The organism is Inquilinus sp. YAF38 (assembly GCF_052113205.1).
In the GTDB taxonomy this organism is placed as follows: domain Bacteria; phylum Pseudomonadota; class Alphaproteobacteria; order DSM-16000; family Inquilinaceae; genus Inquilinus.
In genome coordinates this window covers 100,859-118,788 of the sequence record NZ_JBFRCU010000005.1, presented here as the reverse complement: position 1 = coordinate 118,788, position 17,930 = coordinate 100,859, and the positions used below count along the sequence as shown (strand labels likewise).

The window sequence follows — 17,930 nt, the reverse complement described above, 5'->3', positions numbered from 1 at the left end:
GAACGGGTCCTCCGGTGATGCCCGGCGGCCCGGCGGCTGTCAAATTCCGGTCGGTTATGGGACCTGCATCGGGCGTTATCGCCTGGCGCTGCGGGTGCGCTGCGTCGGCTTGCCGGTGAGATGGTCGAGAAACAGATGCGCCGCCTGCGACAGCGGATAGTTTTCGTGGTGCAGCGCGGTGATCGGCAGGGTGATCTCCGGCACGATCACGCGGGCGGTGACGTCCGGCACGGCCCAGGCCTGGGCGGTGTGCTCGTCGACGATGGCCGAGCCGGCGCCGTAGCGCACCAGCGGCAGCGCCAGGTAGTAGGTCTGGATCAGGTTGCGCGGGGCGTAGCGGATGCCGGCGCGCTCGAAAGCGTCCGACAGGGTGATGCCCATCGAGGTGTCGGGGTCGACGCCGATCAAGGTCTCCACGTCGATCCGGTCGAGTGTGATCTCGGCCGCCTCGCCGGGCGCGAGCGGCGTGGTCGAGAGGTGCACCAGCCGCGAGGTGCCGATCGCGATCTTGCGCATCCCCGGCGGCAGCACCGGCTCATAGGCGATGGCGAGGTCGAGGCTGTTGGTGGCGATCAGCTCGAGGATCTCGCGGGTGTGATGGGTGCGCAGGTCGAAGCTGACGCCGGGGTGGCGGCGGTGGAACGACGCCATCTGCTCGGTCATGAAGCCGAAGCCGAGGCTGGGCAGGCAGGCGATGCGGACATGGCCCTCGCGCCCGCGCCGCAGGTTGGCGGCGATGCTGGAGATCCGCTCCAGCCCGGCGAAGGTGCGATCGATCTCGACCTCGAGCAGCTTGGCCTCGCGGGTCGGCACCAGCTTGCCCTTGACCCGCTCGAACAGGCGCAGGCCCAGCTGGTCCTCGGCATGGCGCAGCAGCTTGCTGACCGCCGGCTGCGAGACGTTCAGCAGCTCGGCCGCGCCGGTGATCGACCCGGCCTTCTGCACCGCCTGCAGCGCCTCGATATGCCTCAGCCTGATGGTCATCGGACGAAGTCCCTCCCCCGACCGGGATGGCACAGCGGCGGGGGCATGACAAGCGTGCCCGGCCGTGCGAGGGTCCGGCCATGATCCGGATCACCGCCCGCATCGCGCTGGACGAGCGCGACTTCGAGGAGAGCTTCATCCTCGCCTCCGGCCCGGGCGGGCAGAACGTCAACAAGGTCGCGACCGCGGTGCAGCTGCGCTATCCGATCGACCGCGCCGAGATGCCGGAGGACATGCGGGCGCGGCTGGAGACCCTGGCGGGGCAGCGCCTGACCAAGGATGGCGTGCTGGTGATCACCGCCCGCGAGTATCGCAGCCAGGAGCGCAACCGGGCCGAGGCGGTGGCCCGGCTGGTCGACCTGTTCCAGCGCGCCGCGGTGGTGCCGAAGAAGCGCCGACCGACGCGGGCGACGTTGGGAAGCAAGATCCGGCGGCTCGATTCCAAGAGCAAGCGGTCGTCGGTGAAGCGGATGCGCGGCAGCCCGGGCGACGACTGAGCCCCGCCGGACAGCATCGGAATTCGCTTCAAATTGCTGCCATCTTGCGTGCTTATGATGATGTTCCCATGCGGCGGGGGCCGTGGGACACGGGAGGGGGATATCATCATGAGTTTCGGCTTTTCGCATCGCGTGCTCGCGATCGCGCTGACGCTGGCCCTGGCCGGCACCGCCGCGGCACAGACGCCGCCGGCGGCAACACCCGTCGACCGGGCGGCCACGATCAAGGCGGAGCAGGATGCCGCCTTCGAGGCCGCCAACAAGGTCGCCAAGTTCGGCCCGACGGAGATCCCGCTGATCGACCAGGGCACGCTGTCGCTGCCGGCCGGATACGCCTTCGTGCCGCAGCCGGAGGCCGGCCGGATCGAACGGGCGAACGGCAACACCACCGGCGACAACCTGGTGGGCCTGGTCTTTCCGGACGGTGATGCGAGTTGGTACGCGTCGCTCGACTACATCAAGGACGGCTACATCCGCGAGGACGACGCCAAGGACTGGAACGCCGACGAGTTGCTGACCAACCTGAAGGACGGCACCGACGCCAACAACGAGGATCGTGCGGCGCGCGGCTTCCCGCCGCTGGCCGTGACCGGCTGGATCGAGACGCCGCAATACGACACCGCCACCCATCGCCTTGTCTGGTCGGCCAAGGTCGTGCGCAAGAATGACACGCAGGATGAAGGCTCGGCCAATTACAACACCTACGCGCTGGGCCGCGACGGCTATTTCAGCCTGGACCTGATCACCTCGACCCGTAAGATCGACGGCTTCAAGCAGAACGCCCGCGAGTTGCTGAATTCGATCAGCTACAGCCCCGGCAAGCGCTATGACGACTTCACCGAGGGCACCGACCGGGTGGCCGAATATGGGTTGGCGGCGCTGGTGGCAGGCGTGGCGGCGAAGAAGCTGGGGCTGATCGCCATCGCCGGCGCCTTCATCCTGAAGTTCGCCAAGGTGTTCGTCATCGGGTTCGGCGTCTTTGGCGTCGCCCTGGCCAAGCTGTTCCGGCGCAAGCCGCGTGACGGCGGCGTCGCCTGAGAGGACCCGGCACCGGCCATGATCAAGATGCTCCTGCTGCTGGTCGGCGGGCTGAAGTTCGGCCCGCTGGCACTGACCGGCGGCACCATGCTGCTGTCGCTGGTGACCTACGCCTTCGTCTTCGGCTGGGGCTACGCCGCCGGCTTCGTGCTGCTGCTGCTGGTGCATGAGATGGGGCACTACATCGCGGCCAGGCGGCGCGGGCTGAATGTCGGGGCGCCGACCTTCATCCCCTTCATCGGCGCCTGGATCCAGCTGAAGGAGCAGCCGATGAATGTCGAGACCGAGGCCTATGTCGCCTTCGCCGGCCCGTTCCTTGGCACGCTGGGCGCCTTCGCCGTCTACTTCTGGGCGCGCGAGGTGGACAGCCGGCTGCTGCTGGCCGTGGCCTATTCCGGCTTCTTCCTGAACCTGATCAACCTGCTGCCGGTGTCGCCGCTGGACGGCGGCCGGATCACCGCGATCCTGTCGCCACGGGTCTGGCTGCTGGGCGCGCCGATCATGCTGGGCCTGCTGCTGTGGCGGCCCAGCCCGGTGCTGCTGCTGGTGGCGCTGTTCGCCGCGCCGCAGGTGCTGAAGGCCTGGCGGCACGACCCGAACAGCCCGGAGGCCCAGGCCTACTACAACGCACCGCTGGACGCCCGGATCGAATACGGCGTGCTGTATCTCGGCCTGACCGCCCTCCTGGCGATCATGACCTACAGCGTGCACGGAATGCTGGTGAGCTCTCACCCGTTCTGAACCCTATTCCGCCTTCCAGGCGCCCCAGAGCCGTGGCTTGTCGGCGGCCCAGGGCTTGTAGCCCTTCAGCTTCGGCCCGACCGCGTCGACCGCCGAACACCGCCTTCATCACTGCCCACTGTTTATCGTTGTTGGTTCCGAACCTCAGGCCGCCTGTCGCCGCGCGAGCACCTCCCCGAAGAAGCTCTTCACCGCGCCCAGCAGCTCGCGGTCGTCATGGGCGATGCCGGGGATGGTGTCCTGCTGCACCGCGACGCCCTGCGCCTCCAGGCTGCGGCGCAGCGACCGCATCCGGTCCTGGCGGTTGCGGCCGGCGATGTCGGCACCCGGCATCCACCAGGCGTCGCCGGGCTTGATCGTGATCTCCCAGGTCTCGGTGTCGTCGCCGCCGATCACCATCTGCACCGGCACCCGGCGGATGGCGTCGAGGTCGAGCGGCTTGCCGAACACCGCCTCGAAGTTGCGCACGCCGACCCACCAGTCATGCTCGAAGTCGAGCAGGGTGACCACGCCGGGCGCGCCGATCGAGGCGCCCAGCAGCCGCTCCGGATGCAGGTAGAGGAAGCGGTGGGTGAAGTGGCCGCCGCCGGAGAAGCCGTACATCAGCACCCGGTCGCCCGCGATCCGGTAGCGGGCCTGGGTCTCGGCGATCATCGCCAGCAGCACCGCATCGTAATGCAGGTCGCCGGCGCGCAGCAGCTTGTAGCTGGACAGGTCGCCCGGCTCGGTGATGCCGACCGGGAACAGCGGCGCCAGCACGATCACCCCGTGCCGCTCGGCGAAATCGGCGAAGCCGTCGCGGTACCTCTGCATGCCGCGCTCGGTGCCGTGCACGATCACCGCCAGAGGCCAGCGGTCGGTGCCGTCCTCGTCGTAATCCTCCGGCACATAGGCGCAGTAGCTGAAGCGTTGGTCGAGACCGCAGGCATAGACCGTGGTCGCCCCGAAATCGCTGGATGTCAGCACCTTCCCGTGCCCCTGCGGCCGCGCCATGACGCCTCCCCTGCCCCCGCTGTGGGATGAGTGAGGCATATTTTTAGATCGATGAAAAGCACCATCACCGATGATTGATCGGGATGTCGGTCTTTTCGTGGATTAGAAACGCAACGAACGCTGGGACGGCTGCTACCGTGGCCAAAACCGACGGATCAGGGCCGATCTATTCCATCCTCTGGACCGTCATTCCCGCGAAAGCGGGAATCTTCTGCCGATGGACCTGGGCGAGATCCCCGCTTTCGCGGGGGATGACGGGAGTTTTTTAAGCGAAGGCAGGCCAATTCGCGCGCGGACGCGCGCAGACCCCTCCCCCCAACCCCCTCCCGCAAGAGGAGGGGGAGAGTGGAAGGTTGGGCGGTGTTGGCTTCGTAGGTTGGGTTCGCGGCAAGCGAACCCAACAATGGTGCGACGGCGGGATGTTGGGTTCGCGATGCGAACCCAACCTACGCGGTCGTGCCGCACCGGCGCTCAACTGCTGTCCGGGTTCGGCGGCTGCGGCTCGGGCCGGCCGGTGTCGGAGTCGGCCGGCTCGACGGACCAGTCGTCCGTGGTTTCGCGGTCCGCCTCGGCGGTCTCCGTCGGCGGGACGGGCGTCATTTCGGCGCCCTCGTCCCAGCTCTGCGGCAGCCGGACCGGCGGGTGGCCGATCTTGCGGCAGACCTCCCGCACCAATTCTTCCGCCGACAGCGTGTCCAGCTGCGCGTCGAGCATCTCGTCCTCGACCAGCGACTCCCACGCCATCGCCCGCATACATTCGGCGTCGATTCCGCGTTCGGGCTGCGCCGTCGCCTCGCCGACCATTTGCGCCGCGCGCTCGCGCCGCTGCCGGCGGCGGGCTTCCTCGCCCGAGGCCTTGCGTTCGTCCCGCCGCGTCATGAAGCCGTTGCGGATCCGGTCGGTCAGGGCGACCGTCAGCCGCACCGAGCGCGTCAGCCGCGCCTGAATCAGGCCGAAAGCCGGCGGCGGCGCCTTCGGGTCGTGATGCGCCCGCTCCTGCTGCCGCTCGGTCAGCCGCTTGCAGCGCATGTCGATCTCGGCCGCCTCGCGCAGCGTGGTCAGCGCCCAGCCCGTCCAATGCATGTCGGGGTCGGTCGGCCGGATCGGTTCGGATTGCGCCTTATCCATAGAACATATCATGAACGAGAATCACACGTTAACGCAATAGCACAACGCGGTCACGCGCCGCCGCGCTGCATCGGCCCGATCTGCAGCTATTCCCCCTCGATGCGAGGGTCGTCCCGTCTCCCAGTCACCTGGTCCACGCACTCACTGGCCTTGAGCACATTCTTGCCGCTCCCGTCGCTTTTCGATTGAAGGCACGCGATCAGTTCCTCGAACGGCGCGGATGAGCACCCGGCATCGAGCGCGGCCCCCATCTGGTGTGTCAGCTCGTCCTGAATCGCTTTGAGGCGACTGGCGATCCCGGGATGGCCCGTCTTCTCATCCTCGGCTTCGAGCTGGACTCTGCCGAGAGCGTATGCCGTCGCGGCATCGAGCACCGCCCCATAGCAAACGTCCGCCAATGGGGCCTGGTTCGCTCGGGCGCTCCCAGCCGACAGCGCGACAGCTCCTGTGAGCACCAGCGCGGCTCCGACCATTCGCATGCGTCGCTCATCCTCAGCGCTCGTGGGGTTCGATCGCCCTCTCATAGCAATCGCGGCCTGAGCGGGCGCCGCCGGACGCTTCAGCTCCCGGCGTCTTCCGGCCTGTCAGGCCTTGGCCGCCGCGCGTTTGGCAGGCGGGCGCTTGGCCGCCGGGCGTTTGGCTGGCGGACCTTTGGCAGGGGCGCTCTTGGCCCGCGGGCTCTTGCCCGCCGGCTCACGCCACAGACCGGCGCCACCTTCGATCCCGGCGTCGTTCGAGGCGATGGTCACGCCCTTCGGCAGGGTGAAGTCGATGTGCTTGGCGTTGCCGCCGCTGATGTGAACCCGGTCCGGATGCAGCAGGATCTCCAGCACCTCCAGCATCCGCTTCACCCGCTTGTTCCAGCGCTTCTTGCCGATCTTCTCGTAAGCGTCGTTGCCGAGATATTCGTCATAGGTCTTGCCGCTCTTGGACAGCGGGTGGTGCGCCAGCTCCAGATGCGGCGCCGGCACGCCGTCGCGGAGCAGGGCCGTGCCGACACCGGTGCCGAGGGTGACCACGAGCTCCAGCCCGCTGCCGTCGACCAGGGCCAGGCCCTGCATCTCGGCGTCGTTGACCATCCGCACCGGGGCGCCGCCAAGCCGCTTCGACAGGGCCGGGGCCAGGGCGAAGCCGGCCCAGTCCTCGGTGCCGAGATTGGGGGCGGTGATCACGCGGCCGTCGCGGACCACACCGGGGAAGCCGACGGCAATGCGGTCGAATTCCGGCAGCGGCTTGACCAGCGCCGCGACGGTGTCGAGGAACAGCTTCGGCGGGCAGGGATGCGGCGTCGGCACACGCTGCCGGTCCGACAGCATCTGACCACGATCGTCGATCACGGCGGCCTTGAGCCCCGTGCCCCCCACATCGATCGCCAGGATGCCAGGCTTCACGCGCGTTCCTCCTTCGTCGGTCCTTGAAACCGTATGAGCGACGACACCGTTCCCTCACGTTTGCCTCTCCCGCCTGGCGGGAGAGGTCGGGCGTCCGCAGGACGACCGGGTGAGGGCTGGCCCGGGCCTCGACAAAGAGCCCTCACCCGGAGCCGCTTCGCGTCTCCGACCTCTCCCGCAAGCGGGAGAGGCAACAATTAAGGCCCGCGTCCCTTCACCGATTGCCACCCTAGTCTGCCGCAGGATGGGGGCTCGCCTCGCAAAGCGTCAACCATGCCCGGCGGCAATGCCGGTCTCGCCGTCGACCAGCACCAGGAAATCGGCGCCCTCCCAACGCTCGGCGTCGCGCCACCGGAAGGTGAAGCGGATCCGCGTGCCGGACGGCGCCGACGCGGTCGGCAGGTCGAGCACATGCAGGCCGAAGGGGGTCGCTTCGGTCGGGTCGTCGCGGGTCGTACCCCAGTCGTCCAGGGTCCAGCGCACCGTCGCGGCGGCCGGCAGCTCGAGGCGCAGGATCTTGCCGGCCGGCAGGGCGCGCCGCTTCTGGTTGAAGCGCCAGCACCGGGCCGGCGAGACCACCTTGTCGAGTTGGTAGCGCTGCACCGGCTGCGGCGGCAGGTCGAACACCCGGCCGTCGCGCAGCGAGCGCAGCAGCTTGATGTGCTCGGAATGCGCCCAGACCAGCGGCATGGCGCTGCCCGAGGGACGGCCGCGGACCAGCTCGCGCTCCGGAACGTCGTCGGCATCCCACACCTGCTCCGGCAACAGCCCGCCCTCCCCGGCCGAGCGCTCCAGCGTCGCCAGCAGCGCCGTCGCCTGCTTGATCCGGCCGGCCGCCAGCTCGTAATGGGCGCGCTCGCCGGTCAGCAGCGGCCAAGCCCGGCCGATGCCGGTGCCGTCGAAGGGCGCGCCATCCGCGTGCTCGCCGTAACCATCGTCGTTGTAGCGGTACCAGACCGGGCCCTGCGGCAGCTCCGCCTTCAGCACCGCGTCGATCGCCWTGACCGTGTCGACGATGCGCGGATCGTCCGGCGCGCGCAGGCCGAAGCGCACCAGGGCCAGCGCGTCCGGGCTGATCAGCAACGCGGCCTTGCGCGCGTCGTCGCCCGGCGGCCGGTTCTTCACCGGCACGTAGCCGTCGAGCGGCGACGCGGCATCCGCCGCATCGGCCGGGGCGATGCGGACATAGTAGCCCTTGAGGCCGAGCTGGCTGCAGATCGCCGTGCCCTCGGCGAAGGTCCAGCGCTCGACCTCGTCGTTCCAGATGTCGGCAGTCTCGCGCAGCCAGCGCGCCTCCTCCGCACTCGCCGGTTCGAGGATGTCGGCCGCCGCCAGCAGCGCCGCGATCTCCACCGCCAGGGTGAAGGGCGAATAGCCGGCATCCTCCTCCCACCGGTCCTGGCCGGTGACCGGGCCGTTGCGCAGGATGAAGCCGGCAGCGCGGCGCACCATCGGCACGAAGCGGGCCAGCTCGTCCCCGGCCAGGGCGCCCTCGCGCCGCAGCATGTCGGCCAGCAGGATCGGGAAGGCGCATTCATCCATCTGCACCCCGTTCCAATAGGGGGTGCCGTCGAGCCAGACATTCTGCGACCAGTGGCCGTCCGCCTCCTGGATCGCCTGCAGGTAGCCGAGGATGGCCTTGGCCTCGGTCACCGCGCCGGCGGCGAGGAAGCCGCCCGCAGTCTCAACCAGGTCGCGCGGCCAGACCAGGTGGTAGCCGCCGAGATCCTCGTCGCCCTTATGGAAGCCCCACGGGATCGACAGCGAGGCGATGGCCGCCCCGGGAAACTCGATGGTCTGGTGGCTGGCAAGAACCGCGGTGCTGGTGCGATAGGCCGTGGCTCCGGAGCCGGCGATGCCGTCGAGCGGCAGCAGCCCGGCCTGCCAGCGGCGCCAGCCGTCGAGATAGAGGTCGTGCGCGTCGGCGAAGCCGTTCTGGAGGCCGGCCAAAGCGTGGTGCGCCGCCTCCTCCGGCCGCTCGCCGAAGCCGAGCGCCAGCAGGAAGCGGCCACCGGGGGCCTGCGCCAGGTCGATCTCGCCGGCCAGGGCGATGTTGCCGTTCTCGGCCCGGCGCCAGGCCGGGTTCAACTCGCCCTGCTGGGACAGCTGCTGCCAACCGTCCGAGGCGCCGACATAGCCGACCGAGCAGGCGCGCCAGGGCACCGAGGCGGCCAGGGCCAGCGACACGCCGTCGGTGCCGCGGGCGAACAGCATCGGCGTGCCCTTGTAGTCGTCGACCCAGCCGGTGTTGTCGGCGCCGGCATTGACCAGATGCGGCGCCAGCAGGGCGAACAGCCGGTGGTCGGCGGGCTCCCTCTCATGCAGCGTGAACCTGATCTCCTGCAGCAGCACCGGGCCGCGCGGATTGGCCAGCACCGACTTCTCGATCCGCCAGCGCCCGTCCAGCGCGGTGTTGATCATGCGGAAGGCCGGCACCCCGGCCTCGATCATCCGGGTCTCGGACCGGGAATCGCGCTTCTCCTCCGCGAAGTACCCGCCGGGGCCGGTGACGATCAGCCCGAGGTCGCGGACACAGGCGGTGTCGATTCGCGGGAAATAGATCTCGTTCAGGATGCCGTGGCTGAGGGTGAACCAGACCCGGCTGGTGCCGGACAGGGCGGTGCCGACGCCCGATTTGGCGCTGGAGGTCCACCGTGCCGGCCCGCCGGGCGCGCCAGGCGGCTGCTCGCCTCGATCCGGCCGATCGACTCGATCCATGGCATCTCCTCCCGCGGCGCCCGATCGCCGCATCCCCCGTCATTCAGACTCGAAACCGGCGCGGTCCGGGCGCACCATCGGCGTCATCACGCGCTGGTACGCTACCATCAGCGCACCGGAAGGAAACGAGAGGATCGACGGAATGCAGCTCGGGGTGATCGGACTCGGCCGCATGGGCGGCAACATCGCGCGCCGGCTGATGCGCGCCGGCCATGAATGCGTCGTCTATGACCGCAGCGCCGAAGCGATCAAGGCGCTGGCCGCGGACGGGGCGAAGCCGGCGGCGGATCTGGCCGGCCTGGTGGCCGGGCTGACGGCGCCGCGCGCGGTCTGGGTGATGCTGCCCGCCGGGGCGCCGACCGAGGACACGGTGACGGCGCTGGCCGGCTTGATGAGCCCCGGCGACATCATCATCGACGGCGGCAACAGCTTCTACAAGGACGACATCCGCCGCGCCGCGACGCTGGAGCCGAAGGACCTGCACTATGTCGACGTCGGCACCTCCGGCGGCGTCTGGGGGCTGGAGCGCGGCTACTGCATGATGATCGGCGGCACCAAGGCCGCGGTCGACCAGCTCGACCCGATCTTTGCGGCGCTGGCGCCCGGCCTGGGCACGATCGAGCGCACGCCGGGCCGCGACGGCCGCGACCCGCGGGCCGAGAAGGGCTACATCCATGCCGGGCCGGCCGGCGCCGGGCACTTCGTCAAGATGGTGCATAACGGCATCGAATACGGGCTGATGCAGGCCTATGCCGAGGGCTTCGACATCCTGAAGAACAAGGATTCGACCGAGCTGCCGGAGGCCGAGCGCTACAGCCTGGACGTCGCCGACATCGCCGAGGTGTGGCGCCGCGGCAGCGTCGTCTCCTCCTGGCTGCTCGACCTCAGCGCCATCGCCTTGGCCGAGAACGAGTCGCTGTCGAACTACACCGGCTCGGTCGCCGATTCCGGCGAGGGCCGCTGGACCATCATGGCGGCGCTGGAGGAGGCGGTGCCGGTCGACGTGCTGTCGACCGCGCTGTATGCCCGGTTCCGGTCGCGCCAGGAGCACACCTTCGGCGAGAAGCTGCTGTCGGCGATGCGCAACAAGTTCGGCGGCCATATCGAGCGGCCGGCGGGCGGCTGAGCCATGGCCGCGCTGATCTCCCCCTCCCCCGCGAAGCCGGCTGGCACCCCGGCCGCGCGCCCCTGCAGCTTCGTCATCTTCGGCGCCTCGGGGGATCTCACCGGGCGCCTGCTGACCCCCGCCTTGTACCATCTGGAGCGCGAGGGCCTGCTGGATACCGGCTTCGAGATCCTTGGCGTCGACCGGGTCGAGACCAATGACGAGGGCTTCCGCAAGACGCTGGGCGAGGCCCTGCACACGCTGGGCACCGACGCGCAGAACGGCATCGACGAGGCCGCCTGGGCCCGCCTGGCCGCCAATATCCACTACCTGACCGGAGACTTCGCCGACCCGTCGACCTATGAGGGGCTGGCGGCGCATCTGGCCCAGCGGGAGCGGGCGACCGGCCGGTCCAACGCCGTGTTCTACCTGGCGGTGGCGCCGCGCTTCTTCGCCCCGATCGCCTCCGCACTGTCGGCCGCCGGCCTGCTGGAGGAGAGCGACACCGGCTTCCGCCGCGTGGTGGTGGAGAAGCCGTTCGGCACCGACCTGGCCTCCGCCCGCGACCTCAACGCCAAGCTGCTGGCGGTCGCCACCGAGAAGCAGATCTACCGGATCGACCATTATCTCGGGAAGGAGACGGTCCAGAACATCATGGCCTTCCGGTTCGGCAACGGCATCTTCGAGCCGATCTGGAACCGGGACCATATCGAGTGCGTGCAGATCACCGCGGCCGAGACGGTGGGGGTGGAACGGCGCGGCCGCTTCTACGACGCCACCGGGGCGCTGCGCGACATGGTGCCGAACCACCTGTTCCAGCTCTTGGCCATGACCGCGATGGAGGCGCCAAACTCCTTCGACGCCGATGCCGTGCGCACCGAGAAGGCCAAGGTGGTCGAGGCGGTGCGCGACCTGACGCCCGAGGAGGCGGCCGAGGTGGTGGTGCGCGGCCAGTACGATGCCGGCATGGTGCTGGGCAAGCCCCGCGCCGCCTATCGGCAGGAGCCGGACGTGGCGCCGGACAGCCGCACCGAGACCTTCGTGGCGATGAAGCTGGCGATCGACAACTGGCGCTGGTCCGGCGTGCCGTTCTACCTGCGCACCGGCAAGTCGCTGGCGGTGCGGCGGACCGAGATCGCGATCCAGTTCAAGAAGGCGCCGGCGGTGCTGTTCCGCGACACGGCCGGCACGCCGACGCCGAACCTGCTGGTGATCCGCATCCAGCCGGATGAGGGCATCTCGCTGCGCTTCGCCGCCAAGGTGCCGGGGCGGGAGATGCGGCTGGGCCAGGTCGAGATGGATTTCCGCTACGCCGAGCACTTCAAGGCCGAGCCGCAGACCGGCTACGAGACGCTGATCTATGACTGCCTGACCGGCGACCCGACCCTGTTCCAGCGCGCCGACAACATCGAGGCTGGCTGGTTCGAGGTGCAACCGATCCAGACCCTCTGGGCCGGGCTGACGGATCCGCCGGACCTGTACCCGGCCGGCAGCGACGGCCCGGCCTGCGCCGACGAGCTGCTGGCCCGGGACGGGTACGCATGGCTGCCGCTGGCGTGACGCCGGGCGGCGCGCCCACTCCCGCCGCCCTGGCCGGGCGCATCGCCCTGCTGATCTCCGATGTCGACGGCACGCTGGCCGACCCGGACAAGGTGGTGACGCCGGCATCGGTGGCGGCGGTGCGCCGGCTGGGCGAGGCCGGCATCGGCTTCTCGATCGTCTCCAGCCGGCCACCGCGCGGCCTGTCGGGGCTGATCGGGCAGCTCGGCCTGGCCCTGCCGCTGGGCGGCTTCAACGGCGGCACCATCTTCCGGCCGGATGGGAGCGTGGTGTCGGCGCTGACGGTGCCGGAGCCGGCGGCGCGGATCGCGCTGGAGACGCTGCGCCGCTTCGGCGCCGATGTCTGGGTGTTCGCCGATAACCAGTGGATCGCGACCGATCCGGACGGGGAGTATGTGCCGCTGGAGCGGCGCACGGTGGGGTTCGAGCCGACCATCGTCGCCGATCTCGACCCCTATCTGGCGCGCGCCGGCAAGATCGTCGGCGCCTCCGGTGACTTCGAGGGGCTGGCGCGCTGCGAGGCCGAGCTGCGCGGCGTGCTCGGCGGCAGCGCCATCGCCGCCCGGTCGCAGCGCTACTACCTCGACATCAACCACCCCGAGGCCGACAAGGGCCACGCGGTCGGCCGCATCGCCGCGGCGGCGGGGGTGGACCCGGCCGCAGTGGCGGTGATCGGCGACGCCGCCAACGACGTGCCGATGTTCAGGGCCGCCGGCCTGTCGATCGCCATGGGCAACGCCATCGACGAGGTCAAGGCGCTGGCGCATCTCGTCACCGCCGGCAACGACGCCGAGGGCTTCGCGCAAGCGGTGGACCGGTTCCTGCTGCCGAGGTCGCCGAAGGCATAGGCTACCGGGGAGCGCCGGCCTCACCCATGTCCCAGAACAGTCCGGTCATCATCTGCAGGCCTTCGCGGGCGAGCGGGGCCAGCAGGTGCTCGTCGGGCCCGTGCTGGCGGCAGCCGCCATAGGAGTGCGGCACCCAGACCGTCGCCAGACCCAGCGTGCCGGCGAAGACCTCGTTCGACAGCGACCCGCCGACATTCGGGAGCACCATCGGCGCGGCGCCGGTGGTGGCGGCGATCGAGGCGGCGGCCCAGCGTGCCCAGGGGTCGTCGGGGTCGAGCCGCGTCGCCAGCATCGGCGTGCCGGATTCGCTGACCTCGATGCCGTGGAAGCCTTGTGATTCGAGATGCGCACCGACCGTGCCGGGCAGGTCCGAGACATCGGTGCCGACGACGAAGCGCAGCTGGCAATGAACCCGGGCCGAGGGCGGGATCGCGTTCTGCGGCGCGTCCGGCCTGCCGGCGGTGAAGGCCAGCACCTCCAGCGCGTTCCAGCCGAACACCCGCTCGGCCGGGGTAAGCCCCGGCTCGCCCCAGCCCTCGGCCAAAGATGCGCCCTCGGCGTCGCGAGCGATGGCGACATCGGCCAGGGCCCGGCGCACCGAGTCCGGCACCGGCGGCGGCCGCAGCCCGGGCACGCGGATGGCACCGCGGGCGTCGACCAGCGCGGCGACGGCATTGGCCAGGATGGTGGCGGGGTTGGGCAGCAGCCCGCCCCAATTGCCGGAATGGTGGCTGCCCTCACGCAGGGTCAGGCGCAGGTCGAAATTGATCACGCCGCGGGTGCCGAGCGCGATCATCGGCCGGGCGGCGTCGAGCCGCGGACCGTCCGAGGCGATCAGCACATCGGCGGCCAGCAGGTCGCGGTTCGCGGCGCAGATCTCGTCCAGGCCGGGCGAGCCGATCTCCTCGCTGGTCTCGACCAGGAAGGCCATGTTGAAGCCCAGCTGGCCGCCGCGCGCCTGCAGCACCTGCTCGATAGCGGCGATGTTGATCGAATGCTGGCCCTTGTTGTCGGCGGTGCCGCGGCCGTACCAGCGGTCGCCCTCGACCGTGATCCGCCACGGGTCCAGCCCGGCCCGCCAGCGCGCCGGCTCGCCCAACACCACGTCGCCATGGCCGTAGCACAGCACGCCGGGCAGGCCGTCGCCCTCCTGCCGCCGGGCGATCAGCGCCGGCGCGTCGGGCGCCGCCGGGTTGGGGACGAGATGCAGCTCGAAGCCGAGCCGGGCCAGGCTGGGCCCGATCTCGCGCTGCAGGTAGTCCAGCAGCGGCCCGCGGTCGGCCGCCTGGCTCTCGGTGCGGATGCCGATGCGGCGGTCGAGATCGGCCTTGAAGCCGCCCTCGTCGAAATAGCGCGCCGCCCCGGCGATCGCCGCGTCCCGTGTCATGCCTGCCTCCGCTGTCCRAACCATTCTGTTGCCTCTCCCGCTTGCGGGAGAGGTCGGAGACGCGAAGCGGCTCCGGGTGAGGGGAGTTTTGTCGAGGCCCGGGCCAGCCCTCACCCGGTCTCGCTGCGCGAGCCCGACCTCTCCCGCCAGGCGGGAGAGGCAACACGAAACCAGGCTCTGGAGGCCCCTACTCCGCCGCCTCGGCCCGTGGGTCGAGGATCACCGGCGGGTCGAAGGCGGTGACGCGGGGGGCCGGGCCTTCGAGCCTGGCGATCTCGACCAGGCAGGTGTGGGCGCTGGGCCCCTGCCCCAGCCGCGAGGTGCCCTGGTCGCGGGTCAGGACGTTCGGGTTGCCGTGCTTGCACATCGCCCCGACCTGGCCCGGCACCTCCGGGTCGTACCAGGCGCCGGTGGCAAGCTGGATCACGCCCGGCATCACCCGGTCGGTCACCAGCGCCCCGGCCAGGCAGGCGCCGCGGTCGTTGAACAGCCGCACCACGTCGCCGTCCTGGATGCCGCGGGCGGCGGCGTCGGCCGGGTGGATCCACACCGGCTCGCGGTCCGCCACCTTCTCGCTGCGGCTGGTCACGCCGGCGTCGAGCTGGCTGTGCAGCCGGGTCTTCGGCTGGTTCGAGATCAGGTGCAGCGGGAAGCGCTCGGTCTCCGGCGAGCCGAGCCACTCCGCCGGCTCGAACCAGGTCGGGTGGCCGGGGCAGTCGTCATAGCCGAAGCCGGCGATGCGGTCGGAGAAGATCTCGATCCGGCCGCTCGGCGTCGGCAGCTTGTTGGCCACCGGGTCGGCGCGGAAGGCCTGCAGCAGGATCTTCGGCTTGTCCGACAGCGGCAGCTCGACATGGCCGATCTCCCAGAACTCCTGGAAGCCGGGCAGTTCGATCCCCGCCTCGGCGGCGGTGCGGCGGTCGGTCTCGTAGAAGGACTGGACCCAGCCCATCTCGTCGCGGCCCTCGGTGAAGGCCTGGGCGGCGCCGGCCCGGTCCGACAGCTCGGTCAGGATGTCGAAGTCGCTGCGCGCCTGGCCGACCGGCGGGATCGCCTGCGGCATGGCCAGGATGTAGGGGTCGCGGGCGGCGCCGCCGATGTCGTTGCGCTCGAAGGTGGTGGTGGCCGGCAGCACGATGTCGGCGCGGCGGGCCACCGGGGTCCACCACGGCTCCTGCACGATCACCGTCTCCGGCTTCGCCCAGGCGCGCAGCAGGCGGTTGAGGTCCTGGTGGTGGTGGAACGGGTTGCCGCCGGCCCAGTAGACCAGCTTGGTGTCCGGATAGGTGATCTTGTGGCCGTTGTAGTCGTCGGTCTCGCCCGGCCGCAGCAGCAGGTCGGAGATGCGGGCGACCGGAATGTAGCGGCCGGTCGGGTTCGGCCCCGGGATGATGCGGGCGCGGCTGCGGCCGTCGCTGGCCGAGCCGACATTGGCCTCGGCGCCGTAGCCGTAGCCGATGCCGCCGCCGGGCAGTCCGATCTGGCCCAGCATCGCCGCCAGCACCGTGCCCATCCAATAGGGCTGCTCGCCATGGTCGGAGCGCTGCAGCGACCAGCTGAGGCTGATCAGCGTGCGCTGCGACGCCATGCGCCGCGCCAGGCCGCGGATGGTGTCGGCGGACAGGCCGGAGATCGCGGCCGCCCAGTCGGCGTCCTTCGCGGTGCCGTCGGACTGGCCCATGAGGTAGGGCAGGAAGCGGTCGAAGCCGGTGGTGCAGCGGTCGACGAAGCCGCGGTCGTACAGCCCTTCGGCCACCAGCGTGTGGGCCAGGCCCAGCATGATCGCGGTGTCGGTGTTCGGCCGCGGCGCCAGCCATTCGGCCCCGGCCTCTTCCGCCATGTCGTCGCGCACCGGGCCGATATAGACGAACTGCACCCCGGCCTCGCGGCTGCGGCGGTTCCAGTCGCGCTGCTGGTGCCTGCCGGTGCCGCCAGAGGCGATCTGGCTGTTGCGCGGCGGCATGCCGCCGAAGGCCACCACCAGGCGGCCGTCGCTGGCGATGCTGCGCCAGTCGGTGGTCTCGACCAGCACGCGGTTGAAGTCGCCGATGATATGCGGCATCAGCGGCAGGGCGGCGCCGAAGCTGTAGTTGTTGACCGAGGCAGTGTAGCCGCCGGTGAAGCCCAGCATGCGGCGCAGCAGGGTCGGCGCGTTGTGCAGCCGGCCGGCGCTGCCCCAGCCGTAGCTGCCGCCATAGATGGATTCGGCGCCGTGCTCGGTCCGCACCCGCTCGAGCTCGCCCGCCACCAGCTCCAGCGCCGTCTCCCACGACACCGGCACGAAGGCGTCGGCGCCGCGGCGGCTGCCGTCGCTGCGGTGCCGGTCGGCCAGCCAGCCGGCCCGGATCATCGGCTGCGGGATGCGCAGGTTGCCATGCACCATGCCGGGCAGCGAGTTGATGATCGGCGACGGGTCGATGTCGCTGGCATAGGGCTGGATGCCGACCATCTTGTCGCCTTCGACGACGGCCATGACGGCGCCGTAATGGCTGGAGGACGGGCTCAGACGGGGCACGGCAGGTCTCCTGGTCGGTCGCGGGCGCGGCGGGTCCAGATGGTCGCAGCCGAAATCGCGGCGTCAACCGGATTTCCGTCATGGCCGCCAACACTTATGGTCGGCGGGGTGGAACGGAGGCGCCGAATCGGCATGACGGCGGAGACCAGGACGACGGAACGCCGGTGGAAGCGCAGGGCGCGCCGCAGCGGCATCGTGCTGTGGCGGGTGTGGGGCGAGATCGGCGAGGACCGGGTGTTCGCGCTGGCCGCCGGCGTCGCCTACTACACCCTGCTGGCGCTGTTCCCGGCGATCGGCGTGTTCGTCTCGCTGTACGGGCTGGTCGCCGACGTCTCGACCGTGCAGCAGAACATCGAGGACCTCGCCCTGATCCTGCCGGCCGGCAGCCTGGAGCTGATCGCCGGGCAGATGCAGCGCATCGCCAGCCAGCCGCCGAAGAGCCTGGGCCTGGCCTTCTTCGCCGGCCTCGCCATCTCGGTGTGGAGCGCCAATGCCGGGGTCAAGGCGATGTTCGACGCCCTGAACGTGGCCTATGACGAGGAGGAGCGGCGCGGCTTCGTGCGCCTCAACATGGTGTCGCTGCTGTTCACTGTCTGCGCCATCGTCTTCGCCGCGCTGGCCCTGACCGTCGTGGTGGCGGTGCCGATCGTGCTGAACCTCGTCGGCCTCGGCTCGGCCGCCGGCACGCTGGTCTGGCTGCTGCGCTGGCCGGCGCTGTACCTGGCGACGATCGCGGCGCTGACCCTGGTCTACCGCTACGGCCCCGGCGGCCGGCGCGAACACTGGCTGAACTGGGGCGGCATCATCGCCGCCACCATCTGGCTCGGCGGGTCGATGCTGTTCTCCTGGTACGTCGCCCGCTTCGCCAATTACGGCGCGACCTACGGCTCGCTGGGCGCCGTGATCGGCTTCCTGACCTGGATCTGGCTGTCGACGGTGATCTTCCTGATCGGCGCCGAGCTGAACTCCGAGATCGAGCGCGAGCGGGACCGCCGGCCGCGGCGGGACCGCTGAGGCAGCGGCCC

General features: G+C 70.3%; 15 protein-coding genes. 7 read left to right on the top strand and 8 right to left on the bottom strand.

Annotation, left to right across the window (positions count from 1 at the left end; all coding sequences use genetic code 11):
- Positions 1-75: 75 nt before the first annotated feature.
- Positions 76-984, bottom strand: a complete 909-nt coding sequence (locus tag AB4Z01_RS03775; protein ID WP_441690723.1) for a LysR family transcriptional regulator — start codon at positions 982-984, stop codon at positions 76-78.
- Positions 985-1,064: 80 nt separating this feature from the next.
- Between AB4Z01_RS03775 and arfB the strand changes: the two genes are divergently transcribed.
- The 3 genes from arfB to AB4Z01_RS03760 all read left to right on the top strand — a co-directional run bounded on the left by arfB (position 1,065) and on the right by AB4Z01_RS03760 (position 3,260).
- The gene (gene arfB, locus AB4Z01_RS03770) at positions 1,065-1,481 is read left to right on the top strand and encodes an alternative ribosome rescue aminoacyl-tRNA hydrolase ArfB (protein WP_441690721.1); all 417 of its coding nucleotides are present in this window, start codon (positions 1,065-1,067) and stop codon (positions 1,479-1,481) included.
- 108 nt (positions 1,482-1,589) lie between these two features.
- Positions 1,590-2,519, top strand: coding sequence for a DUF2167 domain-containing protein (locus AB4Z01_RS03765; protein WP_441690719.1), 930 nt, complete (start codon positions 1,590-1,592; stop codon positions 2,517-2,519).
- An 18-nt stretch (positions 2,520-2,537) separates the two neighbouring features.
- Positions 2,538-3,260, top strand: a complete 723-nt coding sequence (locus tag AB4Z01_RS03760; protein ID WP_441690717.1) for a site-2 protease family protein — start codon at positions 2,538-2,540, stop codon at positions 3,258-3,260.
- Between the two features lie 144 nt (positions 3,261-3,404).
- Here the strand turns inward: AB4Z01_RS03760 and AB4Z01_RS03755 are convergent, their stop codons facing one another.
- The 5 genes from AB4Z01_RS03755 to AB4Z01_RS03735 form a co-directional block, all read right to left on the bottom strand.
- On the bottom strand, positions 3,405-4,253 hold the full coding sequence (locus tag AB4Z01_RS03755; RefSeq protein WP_441690715.1) for a hypothetical protein: 849 nt from the start codon (positions 4,251-4,253) through the stop codon (positions 3,405-3,407).
- Positions 4,254-4,724: 471 nt separating this feature from the next.
- Positions 4,725-5,381: a hypothetical protein gene (locus tag AB4Z01_RS03750; RefSeq protein WP_441690713.1), complete on the bottom strand. Its 657-nt coding sequence runs from the start codon at positions 5,379-5,381 to the stop codon at positions 4,725-4,727.
- 86 nt (positions 5,382-5,467) lie between these two features.
- Complete coding sequence (locus AB4Z01_RS03745) at positions 5,468-5,854, bottom strand: hypothetical protein (RefSeq protein ID WP_441690711.1); 387 nt, start codon at positions 5,852-5,854, stop codon at positions 5,468-5,470.
- A gap of 111 nt (positions 5,855-5,965) precedes the next feature.
- Positions 5,966-6,772, bottom strand: a complete 807-nt coding sequence (locus AB4Z01_RS03740; RefSeq protein WP_441690709.1) for an ROK family protein — start codon at positions 6,770-6,772, stop codon at positions 5,966-5,968.
- A 267-nt stretch (positions 6,773-7,039) separates the two neighbouring features.
- On the bottom strand, positions 7,040-9,490 hold the full coding sequence (locus tag AB4Z01_RS03735; RefSeq protein WP_441690707.1) for a glucan 1,4-alpha-glucosidase: 2,451 nt from the start codon (positions 9,488-9,490) through the stop codon (positions 7,040-7,042).
- Between AB4Z01_RS03735 and gnd the strand changes: the two genes are divergently transcribed.
- From gnd to AB4Z01_RS03720, 3 genes are read left to right on the top strand one after another with little or no spacing between them, the layout of a single operon-like run.
- Positions 9,489-10,616, top strand: coding sequence for a phosphogluconate dehydrogenase (NAD(+)-dependent, decarboxylating) (gene gnd, locus AB4Z01_RS03730; RefSeq protein ID WP_441690705.1), 1,128 nt, complete (start codon positions 9,489-9,491; stop codon positions 10,614-10,616). The genes AB4Z01_RS03735 and gnd overlap by 2 nt on opposite strands.
- 3 nt (positions 10,617-10,619) lie before the next feature.
- The gene (gene zwf / locus AB4Z01_RS03725; protein WP_441690703.1) at positions 10,620-12,155 is read left to right on the top strand and encodes a glucose-6-phosphate dehydrogenase; all 1,536 of its coding nucleotides are present in this window, start codon (positions 10,620-10,622) and stop codon (positions 12,153-12,155) included.
- On the top strand, positions 12,137-13,003 hold the full coding sequence (locus tag AB4Z01_RS03720) for an HAD family hydrolase (RefSeq protein WP_441690701.1): 867 nt from the start codon (positions 12,137-12,139) through the stop codon (positions 13,001-13,003). The genes zwf and AB4Z01_RS03720 overlap by 19 nt, the downstream gene beginning before the upstream one ends.
- A gap of 1 nt (position 13,004) precedes the next feature.
- Here AB4Z01_RS03720 and AB4Z01_RS03715 read toward each other — a convergent pair whose 3' ends face one another.
- Both AB4Z01_RS03715 and AB4Z01_RS03710 read right to left on the bottom strand, forming a co-directional pair.
- Positions 13,005-14,390: a M20 family metallopeptidase gene (locus AB4Z01_RS03715; RefSeq protein WP_441690699.1), complete on the bottom strand. Its 1,386-nt coding sequence runs from the start codon at positions 14,388-14,390 to the stop codon at positions 13,005-13,007.
- 187 nt (positions 14,391-14,577) lie between these two features.
- Complete coding sequence (locus AB4Z01_RS03710) at positions 14,578-16,905, bottom strand: molybdopterin guanine dinucleotide-containing S/N-oxide reductase (RefSeq protein WP_441690697.1); 2,328 nt, start codon at positions 16,903-16,905, stop codon at positions 14,578-14,580.
- A gap of 132 nt (positions 16,906-17,037) precedes the next feature.
- Between AB4Z01_RS03710 and AB4Z01_RS03705 the strand changes: the two genes are divergently transcribed.
- The gene (locus tag AB4Z01_RS03705) at positions 17,038-17,919 is read left to right on the top strand and encodes a YihY/virulence factor BrkB family protein (RefSeq protein WP_441690695.1); all 882 of its coding nucleotides are present in this window, start codon (positions 17,038-17,040) and stop codon (positions 17,917-17,919) included.
- Positions 17,920-17,930 lie beyond the last annotated feature (11 nt).

What these genes read in the sequence shown, in the direction of transcription:
- gnd (WP_441690705.1), top strand. Translation starts at nt 9,489, where the DNA reads ATGGCATCTCCTCCCGCGGCGCCCGATCGCCGCATCCCCCGTCATTCA.
- AB4Z01_RS03765 (WP_441690719.1), top strand. Translation starts at nt 1,590, where the DNA reads ATGAGTTTCGGCTTTTCGCATCGCGTGCTCGCGATCGCGCTGACGCTG.
- AB4Z01_RS03760 (WP_441690717.1), top strand. Translation starts at nt 2,538, where the DNA reads ATGATCAAGATGCTCCTGCTGCTGGTCGGCGGGCTGAAGTTCGGCCCG.
- arfB (WP_441690721.1), top strand. Translation starts at nt 1,065, where the DNA reads ATGATCCGGATCACCGCCCGCATCGCGCTGGACGAGCGCGACTTCGAG.
- AB4Z01_RS03750 (WP_441690713.1), bottom strand. Translation starts at nt 5,381, where the DNA reads ATGGATAAGGCGCAATCCGAACCGATCCGGCCGACCGACCCCGACATG.
- zwf (WP_441690703.1), top strand. Translation starts at nt 10,620, where the DNA reads ATGGCCGCGCTGATCTCCCCCTCCCCCGCGAAGCCGGCTGGCACCCCG.
- AB4Z01_RS03715 (WP_441690699.1), bottom strand. Translation starts at nt 14,390, where the DNA reads ATGACACGGGACGCGGCGATCGCCGGGGCGGCGCGCTATTTCGACGAG.
- AB4Z01_RS03705 (WP_441690695.1), top strand. Translation starts at nt 17,038, where the DNA reads ATGACGGCGGAGACCAGGACGACGGAACGCCGGTGGAAGCGCAGGGCG.
- AB4Z01_RS03755 (WP_441690715.1), bottom strand. Translation starts at nt 4,253, where the DNA reads ATGGCGCGGCCGCAGGGGCACGGGAAGGTGCTGACATCCAGCGATTTC.
- AB4Z01_RS03775 (WP_441690723.1), bottom strand. Translation starts at nt 984, where the DNA reads ATGACCATCAGGCTGAGGCATATCGAGGCGCTGCAGGCGGTGCAGAAG.
- AB4Z01_RS03720 (WP_441690701.1), top strand. Translation starts at nt 12,137, where the DNA reads ATGGCTGCCGCTGGCGTGACGCCGGGCGGCGCGCCCACTCCCGCCGCC.
- AB4Z01_RS03745 (WP_441690711.1), bottom strand. Translation starts at nt 5,854, where the DNA reads ATGGTCGGAGCCGCGCTGGTGCTCACAGGAGCTGTCGCGCTGTCGGCT.